Here is a 25,720-nt window from a genome sequence, read left to right as displayed (position 1 = left end):
CTGAAATATTAGAAAGCGGGAAACCGCTTTCTATCGTTATTTTGCAGCAGTACCTTCAAGACGAGATCGCAGCTCGGTTCCAGTTTCCAATCGCAAGTTGGCAGCGCAAGGCTGTAGAATACCTGGCGCGTTTTTCTGACCAATAACATCCGTCAGCGTGACCAATAATAGCAACCAGACGTCTTCCGTCATCTGGTTGTGCTGTTCGCTGAGACAGCGTTTAAACGCCGTTTCTGGTTCTTCATCAGCAAATAGGTAAAAAACAGGTTTATGCTTGTTCATCAGGGGGCCTTTAATTGTTGGAATACCGGATTAACCTGAAGCGATAATAAAACAACGCTCCTAAATAACCTTTAATAGCCATTAAAATCCCAAAACCCCGGCACCGCCTAACATGGCGGTGTCTTTTATTTTATTGGGGTTTTAATCATGTCTCTGTTCAAAACTATCCGTAGTCACCGACTACTTATCTGGGCGTTAGCCGCTGTCGTTCTTGTTGCTGTTATCGCCGTGCTCTCTCCTCAACAACTCCCTGTCACGCTGTATAAGCTGTCTCTGGTTTGCCTGGCTGCGGTGATCGGGTATCACTTAGACAGGGCGCTATTTCCTTACGCCAGCCCCGGCAGCTATCTGGTTGATAACTGGAAAACGGTCATTGGCCAGTCCGCTAATAACATGGATAAGCTAGAGCCGGAATACCCGGTGATTAATGGTTATCAGCGTATCTTTGCTGCCGTTCTGTTACGCCGGGCCATTGTGGTGACTGCGGTCATCCTTGGCGTGACATTGGGGCTATAGCCATGAAAGCCGTTATTTTGCTCATTCTGTTAATAACGGCCTGTCATCCGGTACTGGCAGCGGTACCGGGTGATGCTGCCCGTTATAAGCGAGACCTGACCCGTGTCTCCCATGCTCAATGGGGACTGGATGCACCAGTGGCTACCTTTGCCGCCCAAATTCACCAGGAAAGCCGCTGGCGTTCTGATGCCCGTTCCCCGGTTGGCGCGGTTGGTCTGGCCCAGTTTATGCCTGCTACCTCCAAATGGATTGCCGGTATCTATCCTTCTTCCCTGGGAAATAATCAGCCCTATAACCCGGCCTGGGCTTTACAGGCTCTGGTGACCTATAACCACTGGCATTACCAGCGCATCAAAGCCGATACCGACTGTGACCGTTGGGCTTTCACATTAAGCGCTTATAACGGTGGTCTCGGCTGGGTTCAACGTGACCAGAAAAAAGCCGCATCTCAGGGAATAGATTCAGGCCAGTACTGGGGGGCAGTTGAATTTATCAACGCCGGACGCAGTGCCGCCAATTTCAAAGAGAATCGTAGTTATCCAGACCGGATCATCTATCGCTGGCAACCTGAATATCAGGCGGCTGGCTGGGGGAATGGTGTATGCAATTAAGAACGGTATACCTCATTTTTAGCGTAATCGCGCTGGTACTGGGTTTCTCCCGTCATTACTACGAAAAAGGCTATTCAGAAGCGGAATTGGCTTGCGCTGAGCGTCAGACCAGCACGGCACAAAACCAGTTAAACCAGTTTGTCAAAGCCAGCCAACAGCTAGCTGCTGATGCCTATGTGGTAAGCCAGGCCGTTTCCGCCCAAATGACGGCCATCACTGTTATTAATCAGGAAAGTACCAGGGAGATCCGCTATGTGCTTAAAAACCGTGCTGATGCTCGCTGTCAGTATTCTGCTGACATCATGCAGCAACTCGATAATGCCCGACAACGAGCCAATCAGGCCGCTACCCGCGGCTTTGGCGATTCATTGTCCGCCTCTGGCACAGCCGGAAAGTAACACCGATGACGCTATTGTTATCGCGCTTAAAGAAACCTATGACCAATACGGCCTGTGTGCCGGGCGTTATGTTGAATTGCTCTACTACTTACAGGGATCAAAGAATGGATGACATTGATCGCGCTTCTGAACTGGAGACCCAGCAACGGGAACGCGCACTGGAAGCCAGAAAACAATCCAGACCAGCCGGAACGGGTTATTCACATTGTTTTGATTGTGATAACCCAATCCCGGAAGCGCGGCGAAAGGCCATACCCGGTGTAACGCGTTGTGTGGATTGCCAACAAATCCATGAAATTTGGGGACGCAAATGATTATTGAAATGAAGTTCTGGGAAGTGCTCTCCCTGTTGATTGGATTTATGGGCTTTGTCTTCGCCGCCGGGAAAATCCTGATGGCGCAGGTTGAAAAACGCCTTGATATCCGTTTTGGCGCGCTTGAAGAGGCACGAAAAGAAACGGAAACCGGCCACATGCGAATGGAACGGGAGTTTCTGGAGTTTAAGGCGACATTACCGCTTGAGTATGTCCGCCGTGATGACTTCATTCGCAGCCAGACCGTGATAGAGGCCAAGCTGGATGCACTCTACAGCCGATTAGATGCTATCGGTAAACAAAAATAGTTCGTTAGGGAGAATATTATGGATTATCAACGCCACCGTCGTGAGGCTATGCGCTGGAATATTTTACAAATGTTGTATAAATCCCGGCCTTATACCACCAATGAACAGTTTGTCCTGAATGTCATCGGTACGATTTACCCCGATGTTACCGCGCTGGAACTGCGCCAGGAACTGGATTACCTGTCTGACCGTAAAATGTTGGAACTGACCCGCCAGCCATCAGGTACCTGGTTTGCTGACCTGACCCGGTTAGGCGTTGATTTGGTGGAATATACCGTGGAATGCGGCCCTGGCATTGCCCGCCCGGTAAAATACTGGAGTGAATGATCATGGCCAGACGTAGCTCTATTGATAAATTGCCAACTGATGTCAGGCACTGGCTGGAACGCGCCCTAACCGATAATAATTTTAGCGGTTATGTCGAGTTAGAAGCGCTGATGCGGGACAAAGGCTACCAAATCAGTAAGTCCGCTATCTTCCGCTACGGTAAGAAGATTGAAAAGCGTTTTGCCACCATCAAAGCCAGCACGGAAGCCGCCAGAATCATCACTGAAGGCGCTTCAGACGACCAAGACAAACGTTCTGAAGCCATTATTGCGATGGTACAGAGTGAGCTATTCGAAACCATGATCAACCTTCAGGAAGCGGAAGAGACGGAAGATCAGGGGCAGCGGGTAAAATTGCTTTCCACTGCGGCCAAGAATATTGCCACGTTAACCCGCGCCAGCGTCAACCTGAAGCGCTACCAGTCTGATATTCGAAAGGAGATCCGGGCAGAGCTTTTACGTGAGCAGAGCGAGAATCTGGAGAAAGAAGCAAAAGCGCAGGGGTTGGATGAAAATGCGGTTCAGTTCTGGCGTGAGAAGATACTGGGGATCAAGTAATGAATGTCTATCTTGCCTGGATACTTCTGATGCTGGCCTGTTACGGGATAGGCCACCTCAGTTACTGCCTGACGTTTTATTTACTGGGTCTATTCGGTAAATATACCTCACTGTCTCGCGCTGTTAACCAGTTTGAGAAAGCGCTGAAAAAGTCAGGCTGGAATGGTAAAGACCGCATTACCCTTCACTTTAAAGATAAAGGGCAACTAATTATTGAGGTGATTGATAATGAATAACCTCAAGCCCTTATCTTCTACCTTACGCGTTGTTGAGTGGGAGGAACTGCCACCCCGCGCCCGTAATATTCCGGCCAACTTTAACCCGCTGGCTGAAGGTGTGCTGATGGCACACCAGATTGAAGTACTGAAAATAAAAGCGTCAATCATTGCCATCCCTAAAGGTCGTCGTACTGGCATTACCTTTGGTTTTAGCTTTGATGCCGTGCTGACTGCCGCTTCTCAAAAAGCCATTGGTGGTATGGATGTGTTCTATATTGGCGATACCAAAGAAAAGGGTCTGGAGTTTATTGGCTACTGTGCCAAGTTCTCCCGCGTTATTGCCGAGCAGCAGAGTACTTCCGTTTCCAGTATTGAAGAGTTCCTGTTTGAAGACCAGGACGAGAAAGGCAAAACCCGACACATTACGGCCTACCGTATTCGTTATTCTTCCGGCTACCAGATTGTGGCGCTATCTTCCCGGCCTGCAAACATTCGTGGTTTACAAGGACTGGTTATTATCGATGAAGCCGCTTTCCATCAGGATGTTCAGGGGGTTCTGGATGCTGCCACCGCGTTATTGATTTGGGGTGGTCGTATCATCGTTATCTCTTCTCATAACGGCAAAACCAATTCGTTTAACCAGTTTGTTAACGATATTGAAAACGGCTTATATGGGGCTGATGCCGTGGTTTACAGGGTTACCTTTGATGATGCTGTTGCCAATGGGCTCTATGAACGCGTTTGTTTCATGAAGGGAGATGAAGCAACACTTGAAGGGAAACAGACCTGGTATACCCGCATCCGTAACGCCTATGGCCCCCGTAAAGCAGCGATGCGTGAAGAACTGGACGTTATCCCCCGCGATGGTAACGGTGTTTGTATTCCGGGTGTCTGGATTGAAAACGCCATGCCACCAAACTCTGATCGCGTTGTTCTGCGTCTGACGCTGGATGATGACTTTGCCCGGAAATCCAACGAAGAACGGAAGTCTTTTGCTGAAGACTGGATTAAGCGTTATCTCGATCCGGTTATCGCCCGACTGGATAAAAACTTACGTTATTCCTTTGGTGATGACTTCGCCCGACATCGTGACTTTTCCTCCATTTTGCTGATGGTCACGTTACCAAACCTCTATCGTGATGTGCCTTTAATTATTGAAATGCACAAGGTACCCACCCGCCAACAGGAACAAATCCTCTGGTATTTGCTCCGGGCCATACAGCGTTTTTCTGGTGCGATGGATGCCACCGGCCCCGGTCAGACACTGGCGGAATATACTGCTGATGAGTTCGGTCATGACCGTGTGGCTCAGGTGAGTTTGAGCCGGAGCTGGTACGGTACCTGGATGCCAAAAGTTATCCAGGGATTTGAAGACGGGGTTATCACCTTACCGGCTGACGACAACGTTAAGCAGGATATCCATTCCATTGAAGAGATTGATGGTATTCCCATGCTCTCATCCGTTCGTAAGGAAGACCTGAAAGACCCTGAACTCTATCGGCACGGGGATACGGCCATTGCCCTGGCATTAGCCTGGTATGCCTCCATTGAGATGAATAAAGGCCCGGTCAGGGCATCCTCTCGCGGTACGCGGGCCAGTAATCAATTGTTAAAAGGATACCGATAATGAGTAAAGGTATTTGGGTTAGCCCCAATGAGTTCGTCTCTTTTGCCGAGCTTAAAAGACCATCAAAAGAAGTCATTGCTACCCGTTCGCGGGTCAATGGCTCTCTGGGTATCACCGGTGCATTACCGAACCCCGATCCTGTTTTACGTAAGATGGGTAAAAGCATTCAGGTTTACCGTGATTTGACCGCTGACGCGCATGTAGGCGGTTGCGTTCGTCGCCGTAAGTCTGCGGTTCTGGCACTTGAATATGGATTTGACCGGGAAAGTGCCAGTGCGCCGGTGTCCGATTTTATCGATAAGGTTTTTGCAAAACTGCGGATGAGAACCCTCATCAGTGAAGCACTGGATGCGCCGTTATATGGCTACACCCCACTGGAAGTCATGTGGGAAGATATTGATGACAGGATAGTTCCCGTTCAGGTTGTGGCCAAACCCGCTGAATGGTTCTTTTTTGATGATGAGAACCGCCTTCGGATGCGTACCAAAGATAACAAAGACGGTATTTTACTGCCCGAACGTAAGTTTATTCTGGTGCGCCAGGATGCCACTTATGAGAACCCGTATGGCATTGCTGACCTGAGTCGCTGTTTCTGGCCAACCACGTTCAAGCGTGGCGGTTTTGAGTTCTGGCTGAAGTTCACCGAGAAGTACGGTAGCCCGTTCCTGGTCGGTAAGCATCCCCGTAATACCCATAATTCTGAAGTAGACGCGCTACTGGATAGCCTGGAAGCGATGGTTCAGGATGCGGTAGCGGCTATTCCTGATGATAGTTCCATTGAAATCCTTGAAGCCGCTGGCAAAGGCAGTAGCGCCGATATTTACGAGCGCTTAATGATGTTCTGTCGTTCTGAAGTCAGCATTGCTTTAACCGGTACTAACCAGACAACGGAGGCCGACACCACCAACGCCATTGCTCAGGCCGGTTTAACCGTCTCTGAAGATATTCGTGATGCGGATGCTGAGTTAGTATCAGAAGCCATGAACACCTTAGCCCGGTGGACGGTAGAGCTGAACTTCTCTGAAGATGAGAACGTGCCGGTCTGGTCAATGTGGTCACCGGAGACCATTGATAAAACCCTGGCTGAGCGTGACCAGATACTAAAAACGGCGGGCGCTAACTTTACCAATGCGTATTTCATGCGGGAATACAACCTGAAAGAAGGCGACCTGGGCGAACAACTCCCACCATCCGCAGGAATGGGTTATCCGTCATTTGCTGAGAACCCCCAAAAACATGACCCGATTAAAGCCGCTGCTGACCAGCTCAGCCGGGAGACACAACCCATTGTTGATGGCTGGTTGGAGCGTATCCGCTACTTCGCAGAGAAATCAAAAAGTATGGAAGAGCTTCAGGAACGCTTACTGGAAGAGTTCGATAATCTGCCTGAAGAGGAATTGGCTCAGGCCATGGCCAGTGCCTTTACCGCCATTAACCTTCAGGGACGCGATGAGGTGAATCATGGCCATTAGAGGCGCGTTTAACCAGCGATTTGATAAGCAGAGCGATTATTTCCGCCAGAAGTTAGCGATACCCAGCGAACGTTGGGATGATATTTCCAGGGAACAGCACGATCATGGTTTTATTGTCGCCGGTGCCATGAAGGCCGACCTGGTTAATGACCTGAAAAAAGCGATACAAACCGTGATTGATGACGGCAAAAGTATCCAGTGGTTCCGCAAGAACTTTGATCAGGTTGTCGAGAAGCAAGGCTGGAAAGGCTGGACGGGTGAAGACAGTAAAGCGGGTAAAGCCTGGCGTACTGAGGTGATTTATACCCAGAACCTGAAATCATCCCATGCGGCAGGCCGTTATGCTCAACTGACTGACCCGGATGTGTTAGCAGAGCGTCCCTACTGGCGCTATGTTCACCGTTCTGTGATTAATCCCAGAGAAGAACACGCCAGATGGCATAATCTGGTACTCCCTGCCGACGATCCGTTTTGGGATGAGCATTATCCTCCGAACGGCTTCGGGTGTAATTGTATCGTTGAGTCCTGTAGTGAACGGGATTTGAAAAGACTGGGTAAAACCGGCCCGGATACAGCCCCGGCCCGAAAAACTCAGCTTTATACCGATACCAATACCGGTGAACAACGTCTGGTTCCTGAAGGGGTGATGCCCGGATTTGACTATACCCCCGGTAAGAGCGCCACCCAGAACGCGCTGGCAGCCAATAAGCAGAAACTCAATACTCTGGATTCAGCCATTGCCAGGAAGAACGTCGAAAAGCTGATTAACTCTGATGTGTTCCTGTCGTTCTATAATGGTCGCCTGAAGGGTGAGTTTCCGGTGGCTGTAATGGACAGTAAGCAGATGGCTGAACTTGCCGTAAAGAGCCCGGTACTGACCTTAAGCCGCCAGACCATCATGAAGTTACGTACCCAACACCCGGATTTAAGCCCGTTAGATTTTCGTCAACTCCAGACCCAACTGGATAGTGCCCGGTGGCAAATGACTGGGCAAGGCGAAAAGCAAACGGCAGTAAGCCTTGCGGGTAAGTTATGGCAGGTTATTGCCAAGCCTACCGCCTCCGGTATTTACATTGACATGGTTCAGGCATAGTAATGGCTACAATTACCGTACAACTCGACAGTGCGCCGGTTAACCAGCTACTGAGCCAAATTGAACAGGCGGGTTTAGACCTGACACCGGTATTTAAAAATATCGGTGAAATCCTGTTAAACAGTACCCGCCGCCGTTTTGAAGTCGGTATGGGGCCGTTGGGTGAGCAATGGGCGACAAACAGCCCGGTCACGCTGGCGAATAAGCGTGATCCCCGTCCATTGATTGGGGATACGCGCAGCCTATCAACCCAGATTAGCTATACGTTTGATGCCGACCATGTTCTGCTGGCCTCGTTGATGGAGTATGGTGGCACTCAGCATTTTGGGGCTAAAAAAGGTCAATATGGCCAGACCCGACATGGTGTACCTTTGCCCTGGGGCGATATTGAAGCCAGACCATTCATTGGCCTGTCACCTGAAGACGAAGAGGATATTCTGGACCTGTTGGAACGGTATCTTGCCCGTGCAGCCGGAACGATGGATTAATCGCGCTGAGTTCAATTTTAGCCAATGAGTGGGCTCATGGGTTGTATTTCTTCCATTAATCGCGTAAAACCGCTTTATAAAGATTTACAGCCCATTAATATTGTCCTTTATCCCCTGAGTACTTTCATTTTCCCTCAATGCTGTTCTTTAACGTCGATTAAAATCGCACTTCCATAAATTTTGACATCGTAGCCATGACTAACAACAACATGGTGAACCTGAATGTCAAAACTGATCCATATCTTTAAGCCTGGTACCCATCAACCGATGGAAGGCGATCCTATTTCTTTCACCCTGAAGGATTTTGAAGCCACGGCACGAGCCTACCGTATGGATGTTCATGAAGCGCCATTGGTCGTTGGTCACCCGAAAGACAATTTCCCTGCCTATGGTTGGGTAAAACACATCATTGCAACACCGGAAGGCCTGTTCGTCGAACCGCATCAGGTTGATGCTGAGTTTGCTGAACTGGTCGACGCTGGCCGCTATAAGAAAATCTCCCCGTCATTCTATGAACCTGATGAACCCTGTAATCCCGTGCCGGGGGTGTATTACCTGCGCCACGTTGGGTTTCTGGGTGCTGTTCCTCCATCAGTAAAAGGACTGAAGCCGGTTGAATTTGCAGACAGTGGTCAGGGTATTGTGAGTTTTAACGAAAATATCAATGAGGATACCAATATGGCTGATGCAGCTAACCCAACGGATAAAAAAGGTTTACTGGCACGTCTGGTGGCTTTTCTGACCAAAGAGCTGGGTGAGGACAAGGCCGCTGAAATCATTTCAGAAGAAGGCGCTCAGGCAATTGCCGTGGCTGTGAGTGATGCCGCACCTGAAGCGGTTAAAACCGACCTTCCACCGGATGCCAGCGCCGATGAAATTCTGCCTGAAGTCGCCGCTCAGTTAGTCGCCGTATCGGAGGAAAACCAGCGACTGAAGGCCGAAAACGAAGAGCTTCTGGAGCAGGCGGAAGAACTGGAAATTGACGGTGAGAGCGCGGACTTTGCTGAAGTTATTCGTCGTAAGGTTAAACCAAGCCACCGGGCAGCCGTTCGCGCCATGATCAAGGCCGCATCGAAAAAGCGCGGTACCAGCAAGCTGGACTTTAGCGAAAACGGTAAAAGTAAACCGCTTGCGCCAGCTATCCAGGCATTTATTCGTTCTTTACCGGACGTGGTGGATTTTAGTGAGGTGGGCCGAAAAGGTACCGCCCCTAAAAACACGACTGTTAACCCACTACTGGCTGACGCAGAACGCCGCGCCAGCCGTAATAAGTAGGAGCACCTTAAATCATGGCTACTTTTAACGAACCAAAAGTATTAAGCGATGTTCTGCTGGTCGAAGTAAAACCGGGTTGGACGAAAGACCGGGGAATAATTGCAGCAGGTAACAAATATGAGCTGGGTACCGTTATGGCCAAAGTCTCCGGTAAATATTATGCCCTTGATTTAGCGGGTACGGGTGCGGCAAAAAAAGCCGTAGCGGTATTGGCACAACATATCGATACCACGGCTGGCGAACGTCCGGGAGCGGTGATTGCCCGTGGTGCCGTAGTGGCCATTGATGGTCTGGTATGGCCTGACGGTGTGACTGATGCACAAAAGACCACGGCATACACCGAGCTGGAAGCGCTGGGCATTATTGCCAGAGAGCAGCTTTAACCCCTGTTTAGCCACTTAAAGCAAAAAGGAAAAAGAGAATGAATTTAGAAGATATGTTTACCGTTACCACGCTAACGGCAGCCATCAATAAAATCCCAACCATCCCGACCCGTGCAGGTGAATTGGGTATTTTTGAAGAAGAAGGGATTGCTACTACGTCCGTTGTGATTGAAAGCCGTGATGGTCGTTTATTCCTGGTCAAGAATATTGGCCGTGATGAAGACCCAACGCCGGTTAAAAACAACAAGTCCAAACGCCGTACGTTTGAAACCACCCACTTACCGGCCTCCGCTCAGTTGTTACCGTCTGACCTGCAAAACTTTAATTCTTTTGGCGACAACGATGCTACCGACTATCAGGCACAAACCATCAATAACAAGCTGGAAACGATGAAAAACAGCCTGGAAGTGACCCGCGAATTCCAGCGTATCGGTGCCTTGTGTGGTCGTATTCTGGATTCGGATGGCTCGGTGATTTATGACCTGTATAAAGAATTTGGCGTAACACAAAAAAGCATTATCGTACCGCTGAGCGCAGACGATACCAATGTCCGTAAACTGTTAATGGATGCCAAACGCCACAGTGAATCCAAGCTCACCGGCGCACTGGTGACCGGGTATAAGGCGTTCTGTGGTAAAGACTGGTTTGATGCCTTCGTTGATCATCCTAACGTACAAAAAGCCTATGCCAACTATCAGGAAGCCGCCGATCGCCTGGGTGGTGATATGCGTAAAGGCTTTACCTTCGGTGGTATTGAGTTTGAAGAGTATAACGCCACGGTCTCCAAGCAGAACTTCCTTCCGGCCGATGTTGCACGGGTATTTCCTATCGCCAAAGGTGGTGTTTATAAGATGTATAACGCCCCGGCGAACTATAACGAAACGGTCAATACCATTGGCCTGCCGCACTATGCCAAAGCGGAAGAGCGCAGCATGGGTAAAGGCTGGGATTTGGAGGCTCAGGCTAACCCGCTGGCTATCTGTACCTATCCCGAAGCCCTTGTTGAACTGAAAATGAGTTAAGGAAGCCACCATGCGCTACTGCACACTGAACGATTTAGAACGGGCCGTTCCCCGGCAAACCCTCATCTGGTTATCCAATGACGATCCCGCTGCGGAAAGCTATGACCCGGTTGTTCTGGAGGATGCGATTAACTACGCGGAAGAGTTGGCAGACGGTTATTTAGTCTCCCGTTATCCACTGCCGTTATCTTCCGTTCCAACCATCGTTCGTGATGCAGTAGCGTACCTGGCACGTTATTGGTTGTATCAGCGCCGCCCTGAAGGGGCCATGCCTGAAGCGGTCAAAGATGGCAAAAAGGATGCTCTGGATACCCTCAGCCAAATCCAAAAAGGGGCTATTTCTCTTAATGTGAAAATAGCGGATACCGTCGCTGAAGCCAAAGAGCCTGGTGTATTTAAGGTTTCCGCCTCTAAACGCTTTTGGGGAAGTAAGCTCCTGGAGAAATGGCGATGAGTATCACCCTTGATGTTCTTGATGCTGTTTTGATTCGCCTGAAGGACGCTCACGGAAAAGCGCTGGCCATCGAGTACTTTCCTGAGCAACCCGCCAGTTACCGGTTAAACCATGCCGTTGGCGCAGTGCTTATCAGCTATTCCAAAAGCAACTTTAACAATGTTGAGGCGTTAGACAGTACCTGGATGGCCAGAGATATGACCATTCCGTTAACGCTGATGTTTCGCCAGCTTCACGGTAAAAAAGGTGTGATTGCCTACCTTGACCACCTGCGTGAAACCCTGACCGGCTGGACGCCTCCCCATTGTGATACTGCTTTAAAGCCTGTCAGTGAAATCTTCCTGGCGCAGAACGCCGGTATCTGGCAATACGCACAGGATTTTAATACCCGGATTAACCAAATACAGGTTTCCAACGACATCCCCCCTCACTTACGTTATGAGGATTACTCATGAAATTAATTCCCTATCTCTATCACGGGCCACAAAGCAGCGTCACGGTACGCATCATTGGCTCGAATAAGGAAGAGCAGGAACTGGAGGTTGTACTCTATCCTGGTCGTGAAGTTTCTCTTCCTGAAAAGCATGACTATACCGAAGCGTTACTGGCTCAAAAGCTGTTAACACTCCCTCCAACTACTGCAAAGCTTGTGAAAGCTGATGTGAAAGCCAAGGAGCAAAAAGACGATGGCCGCTAACTTTTTACACGGCGCTGAAACCCTTGAGGTTGAGTACGGGCCACGGGCTATTCGGGTGGTGAAATCCGCCGTTATTGGATTAATCGGAACCGCGCCAACTGGCCCGATTAATGAATTAACGTTATGTCCATCTGAGAATGCCGGAGCTCAATTTGGGCCTCGTTTAAGCGGTTTTTCTATCCCTAAAGCCCTTAAAGCCATTTACGATCATGGTGCCGGTACGGTTCTGGTGATTAACGTACTTAACCCGGAAATCCATCAAACGGAAGCAACGGGTATTACTGTAACGTTTGGTATCAACAATCGGGCTATGTTACCCCATGCCGCCATTATCTCCGCCAAAGTGAAAACGGCAGAGACCACTTATGTTCAGGATACGGATTACACCCTTAACCTGGTTACCGGAGAGCTGGTTCGCCTGACTACTGGCGCTATTCCAGCCAGAGCAACGGTTACGGTAGAATATATATATGCCGACCCGTCGAAGGTCACCCCAGCAGATATTATTGGGGCCGTTGATGCTGCTGGTCATCGGTCGGGTATCAATGCGCTGGAAGATGCCTATAACCTTTATGGCTTTTTTGCCAAGCTACTGATTGCTCCTGGCTTCAGCACATTAAACAGCGTAGGTACTGAGCTGATTTCTGCCGCTCATAAATACGGTGCCATGGCGCTGATTGATGCGCCGGTAGGGACAACGCCAAGCCAGGCTATCAGTGGTCGCGGCCCGATGGGTACCATTAACTTTGCCACTTCCAGCGAACGCGCCATTCTGTGTTATCCCCACCTGAAGGTTTACGACTCAGCCACGGACAGTATCCAACTGGAGCCCATGTCTCAGCGCCTGGCAGGATTAATGGCAGCGAAAGACCTTGAGCGTGGTTACTGGTGGAGTCCGTCCAATACGGAGTTTAAAGGTATCGTTGGTTCTGAACGTTCGTTGTCTGCGCGTATTGACGACCCTAACAGTGAAGTCAATCTGCTTAATGAAAACGGGATTGTGACGGTATTCAACAGCTTTGGTACCGGTTTGCGTTCCTGGGGGAACCGTTCCGCCGCCTGGCCATCGGTAACGCATATGAAGAACTTCATTTCCGTTCGCCGGGTGAAAGACATTGTGGATGAGAGTATCCGCTATTCCTCCCTTCAGTTTATCGATATGCCCATTACTCAGGCGGTCATTGATGCCATTGTGGAGTCGGTTAACCAGTTCCTGAGAAAGCTGATTGGCGATGGTGCGCTGTTAGGTGGCGAATGCTGGTATGACCCTGAGCGTAACCCACAAACCCAACTGGAGCTGGGGAATGCCCTGTTCCAATATAAATTAACGCCACCACCACCGATGGAGCGGATCACCTATGAATCCGAAATTACCGGTGAGTATCTGGCCACCCTGAAAGGAGGTAACTGATTATGGCGGGTTTTCAAGCGCACAGAATTAACAATGCAGGCGTATACCTGGATGGGAATAGCTATCTGGCTAAAGCGCAGGAGATTGATTTAGGCAGCCTTAAAACGGTGATGTCTGATTTTAACGGACTGGGATTAATCGGTGTTGTTGAACTGCCGGACGGTTTTGAAAAAATCGAAGGGAAGATTATCTGGAACTCCTTATACCAGGATGCGGTTTCTAAAATCGCCTCACCGTTTACCTCTATCTCGTTACAGTGCCGTAGTCAGATAAATGTCCATACCAGCCAGGGACGGGTTGATGAGTTACCACTTGTTACACTGATGACAGTGACATTCAAAGAGTATCAGTTGGGTAGTTACAAACCGCGAGAAGCGACAACATTTGAAACACCTTTTAGCGCAACATCCATTCGGCAACTGGTGGGCGGAAAAGAAACCGTGATGCTGGATGTTCTGTCAAATATCTACCGGGTGGACGGTAAAGATCAACTGGCAAAATACCGTTCCAATATCGGCCAATAATTAACGTCCTTTACATTCTGTTTTCATCATACCCGGTAACATGTGTTGCTGGGTATTTCTTTAACCTCCGCTAAAATCCCTTTCCATTCATCATCTAGAGAATGAAGGCTCACGAATTTTTTAAATCATCGGGAGCCCCAAAATGTCCAAGAACACCAATTTCCTTGTTAATACTGATATCACTTTATTAGAACCGCTGACGCTGGGAACCGGCGAGACACTCACTAAGCTAACCATGCGTGTCCCACGTCGAAAAGATATGAAAGAAGCCCAGCGACACAGTAAAGACCAGGTTGAATCTGAGACCTTTTTATTTGCGTTGCTCACCGGTTTAACGATGGAAGATATCGACCAACTCACACTGGCTGACAGTGCGGAGATATCAAAAACCTTTCGCCGCCTATGTGGAGAATCTGCCGACCAGTCCTGAAAACTTACAGTCGGTTGATGAGTGGTTGGCGTTGGAGTTCAAATTTTCACCCTCCGATATCGACAACCTGAGTTTTGTAGATGAGTACTGGCGCTGGTTTGAACTTGCACAGGAACGAAATAACCAGCGTATAGCAGCAACAAAGGGATAAAATAGTGAGGCGTTATGAGTAATACAATCTCTGTTGGGTTACGACTGGGGGCTGTGCTGGATAACGCCTTTACTTCTGTTTTTGGCAGCGCCAGCTCAACGGTTAGCCGCCTTGGTCGCACCACTGAACTCCTTTCACAACGGCAACAACGCCTGGGTCAGATAATGAGCCGGGCTTTATCGCATCCTACCCGAAACGTCCAGCAGCTCCGTAACCACTATGAGCGCCTGGGCCAGTCGCTAGACCGCCTGAAAGCCAAACAAAACAGTCTTAACGCGGCCATGGCCAAACAAAAAGCCCTGGGAGACCAGCGTCAGGCGTTAGGCGGCGAAATGATGGGTACAGCAGCTACCGCTTGGGCGAACGCCAGATTAGTCCGGGAGAGTGTGGGCCGTAGCGCCAACTTTCAGGACAGTTTACGCGATGCCCGGATTAAGGGCACCCTCAGTGCTGAAGATGAAGGTCAGATAGGAAAAATCATCCGGGATACGCTTAAGAATAAAAGCACAACTCAGGATCATATGGAACTATCAAATGGTATAGGCCAATTGGTTGAGGGAGAAGCTAGCCTGGAAGAAATTCGGGGATATGCACCATTACTGGGTAAGGCTGTTACTGGTTTACGGATAAGTATGGATGACGGCGCGGCCACGTTCCTGGCATTAAGAGATATGGGAATTGATGGTGAAGAAGGTATGCGCCAGGCATTGGATCAGCTTATCTGGTCAGGTCAACAAGGCGGCTATGGTATGGCCAATCTGTTTAATGCCATCGGCCAACTAGGGGATGACATTAAAACCAATAAGTTGGGTATTGATTCTCTGGGCGATATTGCCGCCACCTTACAGATTGGTGATGGCATCATGGGGGCTGAAAATGCCATGGCCGGTCTTAAAGGCTGGCTGAAAGAAATGAATACCGACAAACGCGCAGCAGCTTTTTCCAGTGCCTATAAAACCATTGATCCCAACGCAGAGTTTGATTATCAGGCTTCCATGAAAAAAGCCGTGGCCAATGGTTACAGTGAATTTGAAGCCAGTATGAAGATTGCCAGTGGATTCCTTGAAAAGCGACTGGGATCTGCGGGTATGGCGGAGATGGACAAGTACAAAGGAAATATTGAAAAACAAGCTGAGCTAATGGAAAAATTTGGCCTGTCTGAAATCTTTAAGGACAGTAACCAAATCAATATGGTACTGGGCTACCGCCAGAATAAAGACGAGTTTGACCGTATCCGTGAAGGAGGTAAATCCAGTGGAGAGTCTACTGACACCCTTCAGAAAACCGCCGATTTACGGATGGACTCGCCGATTGAAAAATTTAAATCTCTGGCAAATACCCTTAAAGAACTCTCAATTACTGTCGGTGATGCGTTATTACCGCCGGTATTACAACTGGTCGATACCGTTCAGCCTATCCTCGGTAATATTACAGAATGGATTGCAGCCAACCCCAAACTGGTGGTGGGTTTAGTGGGTGCAGCCACGGCAATCGTGGGTTTGAAAGTGGCTACCCTGGGCGCGTCCTGGGGTATGAATTTCTTTATCAAATCCCCCATGGCCGCGCTCAATGTTGCCCTGAAAAACAGCAGCGCCAAACTGGAGCTATTCCGGGCTAAGATGTTGCTGGGCTCCGCTACCGGCAGCAAGTTTAGTACGGTTTTTCCTGGTATCGCTGCCTCTGTTACCACCCTGGGTAAAGTCTTCGCCAGCGTGGGCCGTATGATGTTTTTAAGCCCCATTGGATTGGTGATTGGTGGTATTGCTGTTGCTGCCTTACTTATCTATAAATACTGGCAACCCATCAAGGCGTTCTTCAGTGGTGTATTTGAAGGTATCGCGGAGGCCGTTGAGCCGATTGGTGCGACATTCAGTGAAGTTTTTGGCCCGGTTGGTGAGCTATTTCAACCCTTAGTGGGATGGATTTCACAAGCCTGGGATTGGGTCACTAAACTCCTTGAACCGGTAAACTCTACGGCTGAAGAACTTGAAGGTGCGAAAAATGCCGGTAAATCATTTGGCCGGGTTATCGGTCAGGCCATTAACATTCTTCTGATACCGCTGAAGACGGCTTTAAAGCTCATTGGCTGGGTAACAGACGGTATTAAAAATGGGTTTGCCTGGTCACCGATGGAGACAATTAAAAACGCCTGGAGTGGTGTGACCGGATGGTTTGGTAGCACCTGGGACACTATCACCGGCTCTGTCAGTACCGGTATTCAAAACGCCTCAGACAATATTACCGCCTGGTCACCACTTTCTATTTTCAAGAACATCTTCAGCAGTGTATTGAACTGGTTTGGTGTGGAGTTACCCACCTCGTTTACGTCAATGGGCCAGGCCATTCTGGACGGTCTGATTAACGGGATTACCAGTAAGGCCACCGCCGTTAAAGAGTCCATCATGAATGTGGGAAGCTCTGTCAGCGGCTGGTTTAAAGAGCAATTAGGCATTAACTCCCCCAGTCGTGTGTTTATTGGTTTTGGTGAAAATATTTCTGAAGGTGCCGCTATTGGTATCAATAACCAATCCGAGCTTGTGGGTAAAGCGGCATTAGACCTGGCTTCAGCTACGGATGTCAAACTGGCCAGCCCGTCAATAGTCCCGCCGAATCTGTTAAATAACCATGTCCCCAATATTCAGCCACCAGGTCAGGATGCCATCCGCGCCCAACAGTTTGCTAATCAGCCGTCAGGGATGGTTGTGACCTATGCCCCTCACATTACGGTTAAAGGCGGTGCTGATGTCGCCGCTGAAGTAAATCGTGCATTAAGAATGAGCTTTAGCGAGTTTGAGCGCCTGATGAAAGAGTATGAGCACCGGGCCAACCGAAGCGCCTATAAGGGAATTGATAAATGAAAACGTGGGCTATTTTAGGTAATTTCTCGTTTGATATTGTAAGCAGCCCCCATTCCTATGGTCAGCGTTCTGCAACCTCCTGGGCTGAGCACTCGCTTATTCAGGGAAAACCCAAACTGGAATTTATGGGGGATGAACTGGATGAAATCACTCTGGAAGTTCTCTTTCATAACCATCTGGTAAAAACGGAAACCCAGTTACGTTTATTACGTGAAGCCAAAGCCCGGCATGAACCCATGGCACTGGTCATGGGCGACGGTGAGTATAAAGGCCCTCATGTTATTACTAACCTGGATACCAACATTAATACTACGACGGCGGGAGGCCGCACCCGTTCCGCTACCGTCACCTTGACCCTGAAAGAATACACCGGTGAGTTTACCCGGCCCGTATCCGGCGAAGGCTTACTGGATTCGTTGCTGACCTATGTTGATGCCAAAACAGGTACCAACTTAAAAAATATGGCTCAACAGGCGGTAGGTTATGCCAAAACAGCCATGAACGTGATTAATGCCGGTATTGATGCCTACCATGAAATTAAAGAAAACCCGCTTTCTGTGCTGGGTGCTGTCGCTGAGCTGTCTTCCATTGCCGGTCAGGCTATCGGCCCCCTGGAGCAATTATCTTCGTTATCCGGGGTATTAATGGAAGGTCAGGAACTGATTGATGCCGGAAGTCAGGCACTGAATGAGGTTCGTCAGGCGGTGGATTATCTGAAAGACAATAGTCTGGGCTCAGTGATGGAAAGAGTTGATGCCGCCGCGGGTTGTATGGGGAATGCTTCTGAAGCCTTAAACAGTGCCAGCCAAAACGCTCTGATGTTAAGTGTGGGTGTGGCCACCAGGAGAATATTATCATGAGCCAGCTATACCGGTTTCATATCACTAAAGACGGTGAACGTTGGGATCAACTGGCCCATCGGTATTATGGTGATAGTTATCTTTACCCCCAGATTATTGCCGCTAATCCTCATGTGGCCATCACGGCCACGTTTGAAGCCGGGCTGACGATTGCCATTCCCTTACTGGACATTCAACCCACTTCAGCAGGAACGCCGCCATGGAAGTAATTAAACCTCTTATCCCAGTCTCTGATTATCGTTTGTTATATGAGAAAAACGATATCAGTAATGAGCTGGCTGACTATCTGTTATCCATCAGCTATACCGATTATCTCAGTGGCCAGTCCGATGAACTCGCCATTGAATTGGAAAATATTGATGGTCGCAGGTATGGCGAATGGTATCCCGGCCAGGGGGATGAACTGACGTTTGAATTGGGCTGGTTGGGAGAAGAGCGCCGCCAGATAGGTGTTTTTGAGATTGTGGATATCAACTTTCAGTTTTCGCCCGGTACGGTGACCATTACCGCCCAGGCTGTTGGTATAAAAAACTCGGTGAGAACAAAAGCCGCCCATGCTTATGAAAACATGACGCTGGATAAGGTAGCCAAGCAAATTGCCGATCGTCAGGGGCTCACTTTGGTGGGTGCGATTGAACCTATCGCACTGGATCGTTTAACTCAGCAAGAATCCGATATTGAGTTTTTGAAGAAACTGGCGGATGAATACGACTATGCCTTTAAGATTGACGGGAATAAGCTGGTCTTTCATGCCATTTCAGAATTATCCCTTCTTGACAGTGTTGTCACATTTAAATTAACGGATATTTCTGGTGGCCAGATCCGCGATCAGATTAAGCAGGTTCCTAAAGCCGTAGAGGTCAAATCTCATGATCCGGCCACCAAAAAAACCGTTATCTATGATGTCAAAAACGAAGGTATGACGGCTAAAGATTCCAGCGTCAGTAAATCGACAACCAGCCCGGATACGATTAAAACCTCCAGTCGTTCATCATCGCCTGAAGTCGCTACGGCGAAAGCACAAGCTGAACTGGCCAAGGCAAACCGCGAAAGAACCACGGGGAATATTGATTTGATGGGTAACCCGTCCTATCTCAGCGGTAATACCATCACGCTGGAAGCCGGTGGCGAGTTAAACGGGGATTACTTAATTCAGGCCAGCCAGCATACCTTAGACCGTTCCGGGGGATGGAATACCCGCCTGGATATCTGCCGCATCCGGGAGGCGGATATTGTCTCCGTCAAAGCAGAGAAATCCGGTCAATCCAAAACGGGCGGTGCTAAATCTGGCTCTAAAAAGAAAGTGGTTATCTATGACGTTCAGAACGGAAGGATGGGACAGAAATGAATCTGGAATATGGTACCGTTACGGCCTGGAATGCGAAAACCTGCCGGATTCGTGTGGAACTGCATGAAAGTAGTCTTCCTTCATACTGGTTACAGGTTCCACAGGGATACAGTAAATCCTCAAAACGCCGTTGTCCTGTTGAATTAGGGACACAGGTAGCCATTCTTCTAAAAGAGAACGGCGTTGATGGCGTGTTGTTAGGCGCTGTGTATTCTGAAGCGGAGCCGCCGCCAATGACTGATGACGATACGGATTATATTGACTATAAGGATGGTACTAAGGTTTCTTATTCACCTTCAGAGCATCACCTGGATCTCAATATTGCACAGGGAACGGTCAGCATCACTGCCCCGGCTGGCGTAATTATCAACGCCAGCGCCGGTGTGACCATCAATACCGCTTCCGGCGTGGCTATTCATGCCAGCGAAGGGACAACACTGAATGGAAACCTGACCGTTAACGGGACAATAGACGCCACCGGTGATGTTACCGCCAATGGTATTTCGCTGATAACACATCCTCATTCCGGTGTTAAACAGGGTAATGATGACAGCGGCCCACCCAAATAATCTTTTTAACCTTCATTAAAATCAGTATTTCCCCAACTGGCTATCATGGCCAGTATGAAAACACTCAACACCATCACCTCCGCACACTGGCAACCAGAACTGGGTCATCCCGGTTCTGTTGTTGAGGGGTTATCCGATATTGGTCAGGCTATTCAGGTGATTTTGCTTACCCCAAAAGGAAGCGATCCACACCGGCCTGATTTTGGAACCAACAACCATCACTATCTGGACTGGCCAACCAATATCATCACGCCTTACCTGGTACGTGAATCCATTGAGGCCATTCAGCGCTGGGAAACCCGTATAACCGTTATCCAGGTCAATATTGATATTGAAGGATCCACGGTAGCCGTACGGGTTGTCTGGAAAGTGGCGGATGGTGTCCCAACAGAGAGCAAGGTGGAATATGAGCGAACTGGCACCACCTGAGTTTGTCAGAATTGACCCTCAGGCCATAGAGCAAGACCTGATAGCCCGATATGAATCCAAATCGGGCAAAAAACTTTATCCCGCTCAAATTGAACACCTATTTATTAATGTGATTGCTTACGCTAAAGCCCGTGCTTTGGCCAAAGTGCAACACACCGGTGAACAGATGCTTCCCCGCTTCAGTGAAGCGCCGATTATTGATTACCTGGCGGAGTTAGTCGGCGTTGTTCGGCTACCGGCACAGCCTGCCCGTTGTACATTACGTTTCGAACTGGAGAGCGTAGCACCGAAGGATATTTTTGTTCCTATGTTTACGCGTGTAACGAATGATGATGGTTCCGTGGCCTTCAGTACTGACCTCGATATAACTATCAGCAAAGGCACATTATTTGCCGATGTTACCGCAACCTGTAGTGAAGCTGGCCAGACAGGTAATGGTTACTTACCCGGAAAAATTCATCGTTCAGAGCGTATTCTGGATGCGGGATTATCCGTCAGTAATATCAGTACCACGGTGAATGGCGATGATGAAGAAAGCACGGAAGCCTTGCGTGAGCGGATGATTCTGGCTCCTGAAGGTTATACCAGTGCCGGAAGCTATGGAGCCTATAAGTTTCATGCGCTCTCTGTACACCAGTCCATTATCGATATCATCATTCTTGGGCCTGATATTGATGAACGTATTCCTGCTGGCCAGGTCTGGGTTTATCCATTAACCAAAGATGGTCTCCCCTCAGCTGAGCTATTACAACTTATTGAAACCCGTTTGAATGCCGAGAAAAAACGGCCTATCAATGACAAAGTATTAGTCAAGGTACCGGAGATAGTGGAATTCAGTATTTCGGCAGAACTGACCTTATACCGCACGGTAGACGCTGATACCACATTGGATGTGGCTAAAAAAGCCATCTTCGCCTGGACTGAGGCCAGAAAACTTCGGTTAGGGCTGGATATCGTACCGACTCAAATCAGTAAAACGCTATCTGTACCGGGTGTTTATGACCTGACATTGAACACACCTAGTAAGCGAGTTGTGGAACCTTATGAATGGGCGGTTTGCACCGGTATTGATGTAACGCTGGCGGGAGTTAGCGATGAGTAATCCTTATTTAGCGCCCCCCTTAGCCGGTGATGAACGTTTTTCAGCGCTTTGTGAGCTGGTTGAGGAAGTTTTTGATGAGCTGGAGGTGGAAACTGTCCTGGTTTACCTCATTGACCTTGTTAAATCGTCGGTTTTCCCTTTTTTAGCAGAGCAATTCAGCTTGTTGGGTGATGGCTGGGAGTTGGCAGAATCAGACAGTGCCAAGCGTGAGCTCATTAAGGGCGCTATTGAGCTTCACCGCTATAAAGGTACGCCATGGGCCGTTCGTGAGGTTATTCGACGGTTTGGGTTCGGCGAAGTTGAGATTATTGAAAATATCTATGACTGGTCTCTGGATGGTTCCGTTTTTCTTGACGGTTCCCGCGTTCTTGGTGACGGCTCAGCCTGGGCGAGATACCGCATTATTTTAAAAGACGCTATCACTAACGATCAGGCTGACAATTTACGTAAAGCTATCCGGGCCTTTGCCCCGGCCCGTAGCTACCTTGAAAGTTTAGATTACCAGGAGGCGGCATTTCGCCTTGATGGTACTAAATACCTTAATGGCCAATATAATTTAGGGAGTATTTCACATGGCTAATCTGCCAGAGAAAGAAGAGTGGGAAGAGGTCTACCAATGGGAGACCTCTGATCGTGCATTGGGTGGCCCTGGTGGGGTAATGAATAAACCATTGCTTAATCTGGCCAACCGAACCGCTTTTTTAAAGAAGGCACTGGAGGGTAAAGCCTCAACAACACCGGCAAGTTTGAACGATGCCGGTATTGTTAAATTAAGCAACGCTATTAATAGCGATTCAAACGCCGATGCTGCTACTGCGAGTGCGGTAAAGAAAGCTTATGATTTGGCCACTGAAAAGCTTACTAAAGAATCCAACTTATCTGACCTAACTGATGTCACAGCGGCTCTCGAAAACCTCCGTTTGGGAGCAGGTGCACCAGCTATTGGTATTCCATTTTTCTGGCCTTCTGCTGCGATGCCAAATACGGTAATGCCTGAATGGTCAGATATGATATTTCTGAAGTTCAACGGCGCGGCGTTCTCGGCGGCCACTTACCCTAAACTCGCGCTTGTTTTCCCAAGCCTCATTCTTACTGAGTCTCGGGGGGAATTTCTACGTGTCTGGGATGATGGCCGGGGAGTAGATAACGGGCGCTCCCTGTTATCTGCTCAAAGTGACGCTATTCGAAATATTACCGGTGAAATTGGTTACATTCAGTATGTAGGGAGCACGCACCAATCAGGAGCTCTTTCGGCTGGAGGCTCTCAAAATTTAACTAACGTTGTAGCGGGTGGGCAAACTGTCGCTCAAAGCATATTTTTTAGCGCTGCTGGCTCTGTCCCTACCGCATCAGAAAACCGGCCACGTAACATCGCATTTAATCTTCTTGTAAGGGCTAAATAATGAAACCTATTTTTGATGAAAACGGACTTGCAACAGCGCCGGGAAGAATCCGTTGTTTTTATTATGACCCGACAACCTTTGAATACACCGGTTGGTCTGACGAATATATTAATGTTGGTGTCAGTATGCCAGGGCATTCAACAGAGGTTGAACCTAGTGAGGCCATGATAGGAAAAGTTGCTGTGTTCGCAAGTGGTGAATGGGAATGGGAATCGGACCATCGTGGAGAGACAGTTTATTCAACCACTGATGCCGTGATATCCACAGTTGATTATATCGGGCCTATTCATGATGGGTTCACCATCACTATCCCGTCAGGCCCATACGACAAATGGAATGGTAAAAAGTGGGTAACAGATAGTAATGCTCAGCATGCTGCTGATGTTGAAATCGCGAATCAGAAAAAATCAGCGTTATTAGTAGAGGCTCAAGAAACGATCGGTTTCTGGCAAACGGAATTGCAACTGGGCATCATTAGTGACGGAGACAAAGTGACCTTGATCGCGTGGATGCAGTACATTAAAACGGTGCAGGCTGTAGACACGTCAAAGGCACCTGATGTTATCTGGCCAAAGCAACCATTTAAACCGTATGAGGGAGAGTAAATTGAGTGGCTGTTGGCTAAAGATCGTATCTGTCAGCCACTGACTACTACCTAAGAGGGGGTAGCGACTCCACCGGCACTTTCCAGTAGACGTTCAGAGGAAGGATTGTAATTCCTTTGCAGATATTGAAACGCCACAACGATGCCATTTATCTCACATAAGCGGGTGTATTTATCGCGCGGCGCATCAGTTAAGACCAGTAATTTTAATTGGCATTTCAGACGTCCCATTATTCAAGAAAATACGGGCGCTTTACGCCCGCATAAAGTAATTTATCGCAACTCACCCTTTAATATTTTTAGGGTCGTTACCATAACTCCATTTTTCCCGAACTCGCCCATTGTCAGCACGGTGAACAGATAATTCCCCTTTTGTCTTCTGAACAAGAGCTCTGGTCTGTTGAATAGCCTCACGTTGAGTTGTTGAGACAACTGCTGAACGATCAGCATTCTGCCGTTTACCACGCCATAAACCATCCGCCCCTTGGTAAACATTGTAATCTTTATTACTCATACTATTATCTCCTTAGAATCTTATTGAATCAGGAGATAGAATGCGTATAATTATTTGCCTGCGAAAGCCAATGCATCTATCAACTGATAATGTATTGCAAAGCCTCGATGATCTCAGAAATCATTGGGGCTTTTTTTTACAACAAGAAATTCCCTGCTGCAATAAGGGATAATATAGAAGAGTTTTTGGCGTGTCAAGGGAATGAAAATTAAATTACTTCATTTCATAATCTAACTTAAAAAATGACTCAATGCAAGAATATTTCGTGACAATAGTCACAATTTTGATTTTTTCTATTACCCATAGACTTGACACTGTAAAAATACACAGTAGTGAATTTCTATATATAGAAATGAAACATTCTTATAACACTATATGTAGTAATCAATATTGCATAAAATAAGATAACTCAATGATTTTAAAACTTAATTAGTCTTGTCATATTTTACAAAAGTGAGATAAGTTCAGAGAGTTGACTTATTTCTATTTTCTTACCATATCGATTATAAGTTATTGACTGATTATTATGACCAAGCAATGCACCCGCAAACTGTTCAGGCACACCGGAATTTTTAAAAACTGATGCAACATAATGTCGAATCGAATGAAATTCGGGTAAACGATGTTTTCGCCTAAAGCCACTAAACCATTTTGTGAAATAATGACTATAGTAACCTTTATACAATTTAAGGTGAGGGAAAAGATGGTCATTCTGTTTTTCTACAAAAATTAGCAAACCTAAAGCTAACAATTCAGCATGAATAGGTACATAACGTCTACTATTAGTTGTTTTAATTACTTGTCCCATCTTTGAATTATCAATATTAAAACACCAAACACCATCACAATTCACAATGTCACTTTTATACAACTGACAAATTTCATTTGCCCTCATCCCCGTATAGCGGCCTATCAAGATGATCCATTTTTTCCATTCTACAATTTCATTAAGAGTACTTTCTAATTGTTTAATTTGGTTATGGGTATAAGCAGGTCTCTTAGTTGAGACCATCTCATTATCTCTTAGCATCAAGCCTTCAAATGGATTTTTTATATCTATATCAGAACGATGATTAAGCCAACGAAAAAAACCACTAATTTTCTTTATATATTTATTCTTAGTAGCTATTGATAAATCTAATTGATCAATGAATTTGGCAGCTTCACTTTTCTGCAAAGGTTGAGAAGTAAATCTGAAATAACAATCCAATGACCGCTGTATAGAAGCAACCTCCCGCTCACATACATGAGAAGATTTGTACTTCACATAATCCATAACTTTTTGTGTTATATCACAAAATGAATCAGTTATTTTACGGTCAATAGTCTGTTGATTTAAATCAGATATAACTATTGGCAAACAGGCTTTATCACTAAATTTTTCCAGCCGAAGGATTGCCTCACGTTTGGAACGAGTTCTTAAAGAACGTCTAAGTTCTCTACGTTTGCCACAAGGCAAAATATTAACTTTTCTG

At 47.7% G+C, this 25,720-nt stretch carries 34 protein-coding genes; 31 read left to right on the top strand and 3 right to left on the bottom strand.

The window, feature by feature from the left end; translation table 11 throughout:
* Positions 1-36: 36 nt before the first annotated feature.
* Positions 37-282, bottom strand: a complete 246-nt coding sequence (locus I2494_RS20045; protein ID WP_218468728.1) for a hypothetical protein — start codon at positions 280-282, stop codon at positions 37-39.
* Positions 283-429: 147 nt separating this feature from the next.
* Here I2494_RS20045 and I2494_RS20040 point away from each other — a divergent pair, with 147 nt between their 5' ends.
* The 31 genes from I2494_RS20040 (at position 430) to I2494_RS19890 (ending at position 23,732) form a co-directional block, all read left to right on the top strand.
* Positions 430-798, top strand: a complete 369-nt coding sequence (locus I2494_RS20040; protein WP_218468729.1) for a putative holin — start codon at positions 430-432, stop codon at positions 796-798.
* A gap of 2 nt (positions 799-800) precedes the next feature.
* Positions 801-1,409, top strand: a complete 609-nt coding sequence (locus I2494_RS20035; protein ID WP_228351037.1) for a transglycosylase SLT domain-containing protein — start codon at positions 801-803, stop codon at positions 1,407-1,409.
* Complete coding sequence (locus tag I2494_RS20030) at positions 1,400-1,807, top strand: hypothetical protein (protein ID WP_218468730.1); 408 nt, start codon at positions 1,400-1,402, stop codon at positions 1,805-1,807. Before I2494_RS20035 ends, I2494_RS20030 begins: the two co-directional genes overlap by 10 nt.
* Positions 1,808-1,911: 104 nt before the next feature.
* Entirely contained in the window at positions 1,912-2,121 is a 210-nt protein-coding gene (locus tag I2494_RS20025; RefSeq protein WP_218468731.1) for a TraR/DksA family transcriptional regulator, read from the top strand.
* Positions 2,118-2,429 carry a hypothetical protein gene (locus I2494_RS20020; RefSeq protein WP_140919137.1) on the top strand — a complete coding sequence of 104 codons (312 nt, stop codon included), beginning with the start codon at positions 2,118-2,120 and terminating at the stop codon, positions 2,427-2,429. Before I2494_RS20025 ends, I2494_RS20020 begins: the two co-directional genes overlap by 4 nt.
* Positions 2,430-2,447: 18 nt before the next feature.
* Positions 2,448-2,756 carry a hypothetical protein gene (locus I2494_RS20015; protein ID WP_140919136.1) on the top strand — a complete coding sequence of 103 codons (309 nt, stop codon included), beginning with the start codon at positions 2,448-2,450 and terminating at the stop codon, positions 2,754-2,756.
* Between the two features lie 2 nt (positions 2,757-2,758).
* Positions 2,759-3,313, top strand: coding sequence for a DUF3486 family protein (locus tag I2494_RS20010; RefSeq protein WP_218468732.1), 555 nt, complete (start codon positions 2,759-2,761; stop codon positions 3,311-3,313).
* Positions 3,313-3,549 carry a hypothetical protein gene (locus tag I2494_RS20005; protein ID WP_140919134.1) on the top strand — a complete coding sequence of 79 codons (237 nt, stop codon included), beginning with the start codon at positions 3,313-3,315 and terminating at the stop codon, positions 3,547-3,549. The genes I2494_RS20010 and I2494_RS20005 overlap by 1 nt, the downstream gene beginning before the upstream one ends.
* Positions 3,542-5,158 carry a hypothetical protein gene (locus I2494_RS20000; protein WP_218468733.1) on the top strand — a complete coding sequence of 539 codons (1,617 nt, stop codon included), beginning with the start codon at positions 3,542-3,544 and terminating at the stop codon, positions 5,156-5,158. Before I2494_RS20005 ends, I2494_RS20000 begins: the two co-directional genes overlap by 8 nt.
* Positions 5,158-6,630 (top strand): DUF935 domain-containing protein, encoded by a 1,473-nt coding sequence (locus tag I2494_RS19995; RefSeq protein WP_218468734.1) that lies wholly within the window; start codon positions 5,158-5,160, stop codon positions 6,628-6,630. Before I2494_RS20000 ends, I2494_RS19995 begins: the two co-directional genes overlap by 1 nt.
* Positions 6,620-7,723 carry a phage head morphogenesis protein gene (locus I2494_RS19990; protein WP_218468735.1) on the top strand — a complete coding sequence of 368 codons (1,104 nt, stop codon included), beginning with the start codon at positions 6,620-6,622 and terminating at the stop codon, positions 7,721-7,723. Before I2494_RS19995 ends, I2494_RS19990 begins: the two co-directional genes overlap by 11 nt.
* 2 nt (positions 7,724-7,725) lie before the next feature.
* A complete protein-coding gene (locus tag I2494_RS19985) occupies positions 7,726-8,211 on the top strand; it encodes a phage virion morphogenesis protein (protein ID WP_218468736.1) in 486 nt (161 codons plus the stop codon).
* A gap of 222 nt (positions 8,212-8,433) precedes the next feature.
* Positions 8,434-9,486, top strand: coding sequence for a hypothetical protein (locus I2494_RS19980; RefSeq protein WP_218468737.1), 1,053 nt, complete (start codon positions 8,434-8,436; stop codon positions 9,484-9,486).
* Positions 9,487-9,500: 14 nt separating this feature from the next.
* On the top strand, positions 9,501-9,869 hold the full coding sequence (locus I2494_RS19975; RefSeq protein ID WP_218468738.1) for a head decoration protein: 369 nt from the start codon (positions 9,501-9,503) through the stop codon (positions 9,867-9,869).
* A gap of 38 nt (positions 9,870-9,907) precedes the next feature.
* Entirely contained in the window at positions 9,908-10,891 is a 984-nt protein-coding gene (locus I2494_RS19970; RefSeq protein ID WP_218468739.1) for a major capsid protein, read from the top strand.
* A gap of 10 nt (positions 10,892-10,901) precedes the next feature.
* Positions 10,902-11,345 carry a gp436 family protein gene (locus I2494_RS19965; protein WP_218468740.1) on the top strand — a complete coding sequence of 148 codons (444 nt, stop codon included), beginning with the start codon at positions 10,902-10,904 and terminating at the stop codon, positions 11,343-11,345.
* Positions 11,342-11,800 (top strand): Gp37 family protein, encoded by a 459-nt coding sequence (locus I2494_RS19960; protein ID WP_218468741.1) that lies wholly within the window; start codon positions 11,342-11,344, stop codon positions 11,798-11,800. Before I2494_RS19965 ends, I2494_RS19960 begins: the two co-directional genes overlap by 4 nt.
* Positions 11,797-12,042, top strand: a complete 246-nt coding sequence (locus I2494_RS19955) for a hypothetical protein (RefSeq protein ID WP_218468742.1) — start codon at positions 11,797-11,799, stop codon at positions 12,040-12,042. The genes I2494_RS19960 and I2494_RS19955 overlap by 4 nt, the downstream gene beginning before the upstream one ends.
* Positions 12,032-13,453, top strand: a complete 1,422-nt coding sequence (locus tag I2494_RS19950) for a phage tail sheath subtilisin-like domain-containing protein (RefSeq protein WP_218468743.1) — start codon at positions 12,032-12,034, stop codon at positions 13,451-13,453. Before I2494_RS19955 ends, I2494_RS19950 begins: the two co-directional genes overlap by 11 nt.
* A 2-nt stretch (positions 13,454-13,455) precedes the next feature.
* Positions 13,456-13,977 carry a phage major tail tube protein gene (locus I2494_RS19945; RefSeq protein ID WP_218468744.1) on the top strand — a complete coding sequence of 174 codons (522 nt, stop codon included), beginning with the start codon at positions 13,456-13,458 and terminating at the stop codon, positions 13,975-13,977.
* A gap of 142 nt (positions 13,978-14,119) precedes the next feature.
* Positions 14,120-14,407: a phage tail assembly protein gene (locus I2494_RS19940; protein ID WP_218468745.1), complete on the top strand. Its 288-nt coding sequence runs from the start codon at positions 14,120-14,122 to the stop codon at positions 14,405-14,407.
* Positions 14,408-14,572: 165 nt separating this feature from the next.
* The gene (locus tag I2494_RS19935) at positions 14,573-17,416 is read left to right on the top strand and encodes a phage tail tape measure protein (protein WP_218468746.1); all 2,844 of its coding nucleotides are present in this window, start codon (positions 14,573-14,575) and stop codon (positions 17,414-17,416) included.
* The gene (locus tag I2494_RS19930) at positions 17,413-18,276 is read left to right on the top strand and encodes a phage tail protein (RefSeq protein WP_218468747.1); all 864 of its coding nucleotides are present in this window, start codon (positions 17,413-17,415) and stop codon (positions 18,274-18,276) included. The genes I2494_RS19935 and I2494_RS19930 overlap by 4 nt, the downstream gene beginning before the upstream one ends.
* Positions 18,273-18,485 (top strand): tail protein X, encoded by a 213-nt coding sequence (locus I2494_RS19925; RefSeq protein WP_140919118.1) that lies wholly within the window; start codon positions 18,273-18,275, stop codon positions 18,483-18,485. The genes I2494_RS19930 and I2494_RS19925 overlap by 4 nt, the downstream gene beginning before the upstream one ends.
* Positions 18,476-19,624: a phage late control D family protein gene (locus I2494_RS19920; protein ID WP_218468748.1), complete on the top strand. Its 1,149-nt coding sequence runs from the start codon at positions 18,476-18,478 to the stop codon at positions 19,622-19,624. The genes I2494_RS19925 and I2494_RS19920 overlap by 10 nt, the downstream gene beginning before the upstream one ends.
* Entirely contained in the window at positions 19,621-20,193 is a 573-nt protein-coding gene (locus I2494_RS19915) for a phage baseplate assembly protein V (protein WP_218468749.1), read from the top strand. Before I2494_RS19920 ends, I2494_RS19915 begins: the two co-directional genes overlap by 4 nt.
* A 54-nt stretch (positions 20,194-20,247) precedes the next feature.
* Positions 20,248-20,622: a GPW/gp25 family protein gene (locus I2494_RS19910; RefSeq protein ID WP_218468759.1), complete on the top strand. Its 375-nt coding sequence runs from the start codon at positions 20,248-20,250 to the stop codon at positions 20,620-20,622.
* A complete protein-coding gene (locus I2494_RS19905; RefSeq protein WP_218468750.1) occupies positions 20,600-21,724 on the top strand; it encodes a baseplate assembly protein in 1,125 nt (374 codons plus the stop codon). The genes I2494_RS19910 and I2494_RS19905 overlap by 23 nt, the downstream gene beginning before the upstream one ends.
* Positions 21,717-22,304, top strand: a complete 588-nt coding sequence (locus tag I2494_RS19900) for a phage tail protein I (protein ID WP_218468751.1) — start codon at positions 21,717-21,719, stop codon at positions 22,302-22,304. The genes I2494_RS19905 and I2494_RS19900 overlap by 8 nt, the downstream gene beginning before the upstream one ends.
* Positions 22,297-23,127, top strand: a complete 831-nt coding sequence (locus I2494_RS19895) for a phage tail protein (protein WP_218468752.1) — start codon at positions 22,297-22,299, stop codon at positions 23,125-23,127. The genes I2494_RS19900 and I2494_RS19895 overlap by 8 nt, the downstream gene beginning before the upstream one ends.
* Entirely contained in the window at positions 23,127-23,732 is a 606-nt protein-coding gene (locus I2494_RS19890) for a tail fiber assembly protein (protein ID WP_218468753.1), read from the top strand. Before I2494_RS19895 ends, I2494_RS19890 begins: the two co-directional genes overlap by 1 nt.
* Positions 23,733-24,014: 282 nt before the next feature.
* Here the strand turns inward: I2494_RS19890 and I2494_RS19885 are convergent, their stop codons facing one another.
* Entirely contained in the window at positions 24,015-24,245 is a 231-nt protein-coding gene (locus I2494_RS19885; protein ID WP_218468754.1) for a DUF2188 domain-containing protein, read from the bottom strand.
* Between the two features lie 445 nt (positions 24,246-24,690).
* The coding region (locus tag I2494_RS19880; RefSeq protein ID WP_218468755.1) for a site-specific integrase at positions 24,691-25,720 on the bottom strand (1,030 nt) is incomplete at its 5' end.

Source organism: Limnobaculum allomyrinae (genome assembly GCF_016649425.1).
Taxonomy (GTDB): domain Bacteria; phylum Pseudomonadota; class Gammaproteobacteria; order Enterobacterales; family Enterobacteriaceae; genus Limnobaculum; species Limnobaculum allomyrinae.
This window is presented reverse-complemented; position numbering and strand designations above follow the sequence as displayed.

Bases quoted from the DNA above. Each gene is read 5' to 3' on its own strand.
- I2494_RS20045 (WP_218468728.1), bottom strand. From the start codon at position 282: ATGAACAAGCATAAACCTGTTTTTTACCTATTTGCTGATGAAGAACCA.
- I2494_RS20040 (WP_218468729.1), top strand. From the start codon at position 430: ATGTCTCTGTTCAAAACTATCCGTAGTCACCGACTACTTATCTGGGCG.
- I2494_RS20035 (WP_228351037.1), top strand. From the start codon at position 801: ATGAAAGCCGTTATTTTGCTCATTCTGTTAATAACGGCCTGTCATCCG.
- I2494_RS20030 (WP_218468730.1), top strand. From the start codon at position 1,400: ATGCAATTAAGAACGGTATACCTCATTTTTAGCGTAATCGCGCTGGTA.
- I2494_RS20025 (WP_218468731.1), top strand. From the start codon at position 1,912: ATGGATGACATTGATCGCGCTTCTGAACTGGAGACCCAGCAACGGGAA.
- I2494_RS20020 (WP_140919137.1), top strand. From the start codon at position 2,118: ATGATTATTGAAATGAAGTTCTGGGAAGTGCTCTCCCTGTTGATTGGA.
- I2494_RS20015 (WP_140919136.1), top strand. From the start codon at position 2,448: ATGGATTATCAACGCCACCGTCGTGAGGCTATGCGCTGGAATATTTTA.
- I2494_RS20010 (WP_218468732.1), top strand. From the start codon at position 2,759: ATGGCCAGACGTAGCTCTATTGATAAATTGCCAACTGATGTCAGGCAC.
- I2494_RS20005 (WP_140919134.1), top strand. From the start codon at position 3,313: ATGAATGTCTATCTTGCCTGGATACTTCTGATGCTGGCCTGTTACGGG.
- I2494_RS20000 (WP_218468733.1), top strand. From the start codon at position 3,542: ATGAATAACCTCAAGCCCTTATCTTCTACCTTACGCGTTGTTGAGTGG.
- I2494_RS19995 (WP_218468734.1), top strand. From the start codon at position 5,158: ATGAGTAAAGGTATTTGGGTTAGCCCCAATGAGTTCGTCTCTTTTGCC.
- I2494_RS19990 (WP_218468735.1), top strand. From the start codon at position 6,620: ATGGCCATTAGAGGCGCGTTTAACCAGCGATTTGATAAGCAGAGCGAT.
- I2494_RS19985 (WP_218468736.1), top strand. From the start codon at position 7,726: ATGGCTACAATTACCGTACAACTCGACAGTGCGCCGGTTAACCAGCTA.
- I2494_RS19980 (WP_218468737.1), top strand. From the start codon at position 8,434: ATGTCAAAACTGATCCATATCTTTAAGCCTGGTACCCATCAACCGATG.
- I2494_RS19975 (WP_218468738.1), top strand. From the start codon at position 9,501: ATGGCTACTTTTAACGAACCAAAAGTATTAAGCGATGTTCTGCTGGTC.
- I2494_RS19970 (WP_218468739.1), top strand. From the start codon at position 9,908: ATGAATTTAGAAGATATGTTTACCGTTACCACGCTAACGGCAGCCATC.
- I2494_RS19965 (WP_218468740.1), top strand. From the start codon at position 10,902: ATGCGCTACTGCACACTGAACGATTTAGAACGGGCCGTTCCCCGGCAA.
- I2494_RS19960 (WP_218468741.1), top strand. From the start codon at position 11,342: ATGAGTATCACCCTTGATGTTCTTGATGCTGTTTTGATTCGCCTGAAG.
- I2494_RS19955 (WP_218468742.1), top strand. From the start codon at position 11,797: ATGAAATTAATTCCCTATCTCTATCACGGGCCACAAAGCAGCGTCACG.
- I2494_RS19950 (WP_218468743.1), top strand. From the start codon at position 12,032: ATGGCCGCTAACTTTTTACACGGCGCTGAAACCCTTGAGGTTGAGTAC.
- I2494_RS19945 (WP_218468744.1), top strand. From the start codon at position 13,456: ATGGCGGGTTTTCAAGCGCACAGAATTAACAATGCAGGCGTATACCTG.
- I2494_RS19940 (WP_218468745.1), top strand. From the start codon at position 14,120: ATGTCCAAGAACACCAATTTCCTTGTTAATACTGATATCACTTTATTA.
- I2494_RS19935 (WP_218468746.1), top strand. From the start codon at position 14,573: ATGAGTAATACAATCTCTGTTGGGTTACGACTGGGGGCTGTGCTGGAT.
- I2494_RS19930 (WP_218468747.1), top strand. From the start codon at position 17,413: ATGAAAACGTGGGCTATTTTAGGTAATTTCTCGTTTGATATTGTAAGC.
- I2494_RS19925 (WP_140919118.1), top strand. From the start codon at position 18,273: ATGAGCCAGCTATACCGGTTTCATATCACTAAAGACGGTGAACGTTGG.
- I2494_RS19920 (WP_218468748.1), top strand. From the start codon at position 18,476: ATGGAAGTAATTAAACCTCTTATCCCAGTCTCTGATTATCGTTTGTTA.
- I2494_RS19915 (WP_218468749.1), top strand. From the start codon at position 19,621: ATGAATCTGGAATATGGTACCGTTACGGCCTGGAATGCGAAAACCTGC.
- I2494_RS19910 (WP_218468759.1), top strand. From the start codon at position 20,248: ATGAAAACACTCAACACCATCACCTCCGCACACTGGCAACCAGAACTG.
- I2494_RS19905 (WP_218468750.1), top strand. From the start codon at position 20,600: ATGAGCGAACTGGCACCACCTGAGTTTGTCAGAATTGACCCTCAGGCC.
- I2494_RS19900 (WP_218468751.1), top strand. From the start codon at position 21,717: ATGAGTAATCCTTATTTAGCGCCCCCCTTAGCCGGTGATGAACGTTTT.
- I2494_RS19895 (WP_218468752.1), top strand. From the start codon at position 22,297: ATGGCTAATCTGCCAGAGAAAGAAGAGTGGGAAGAGGTCTACCAATGG.
- I2494_RS19890 (WP_218468753.1), top strand. From the start codon at position 23,127: ATGAAACCTATTTTTGATGAAAACGGACTTGCAACAGCGCCGGGAAGA.
- I2494_RS19885 (WP_218468754.1), bottom strand. From the start codon at position 24,245: ATGAGTAATAAAGATTACAATGTTTACCAAGGGGCGGATGGTTTATGG.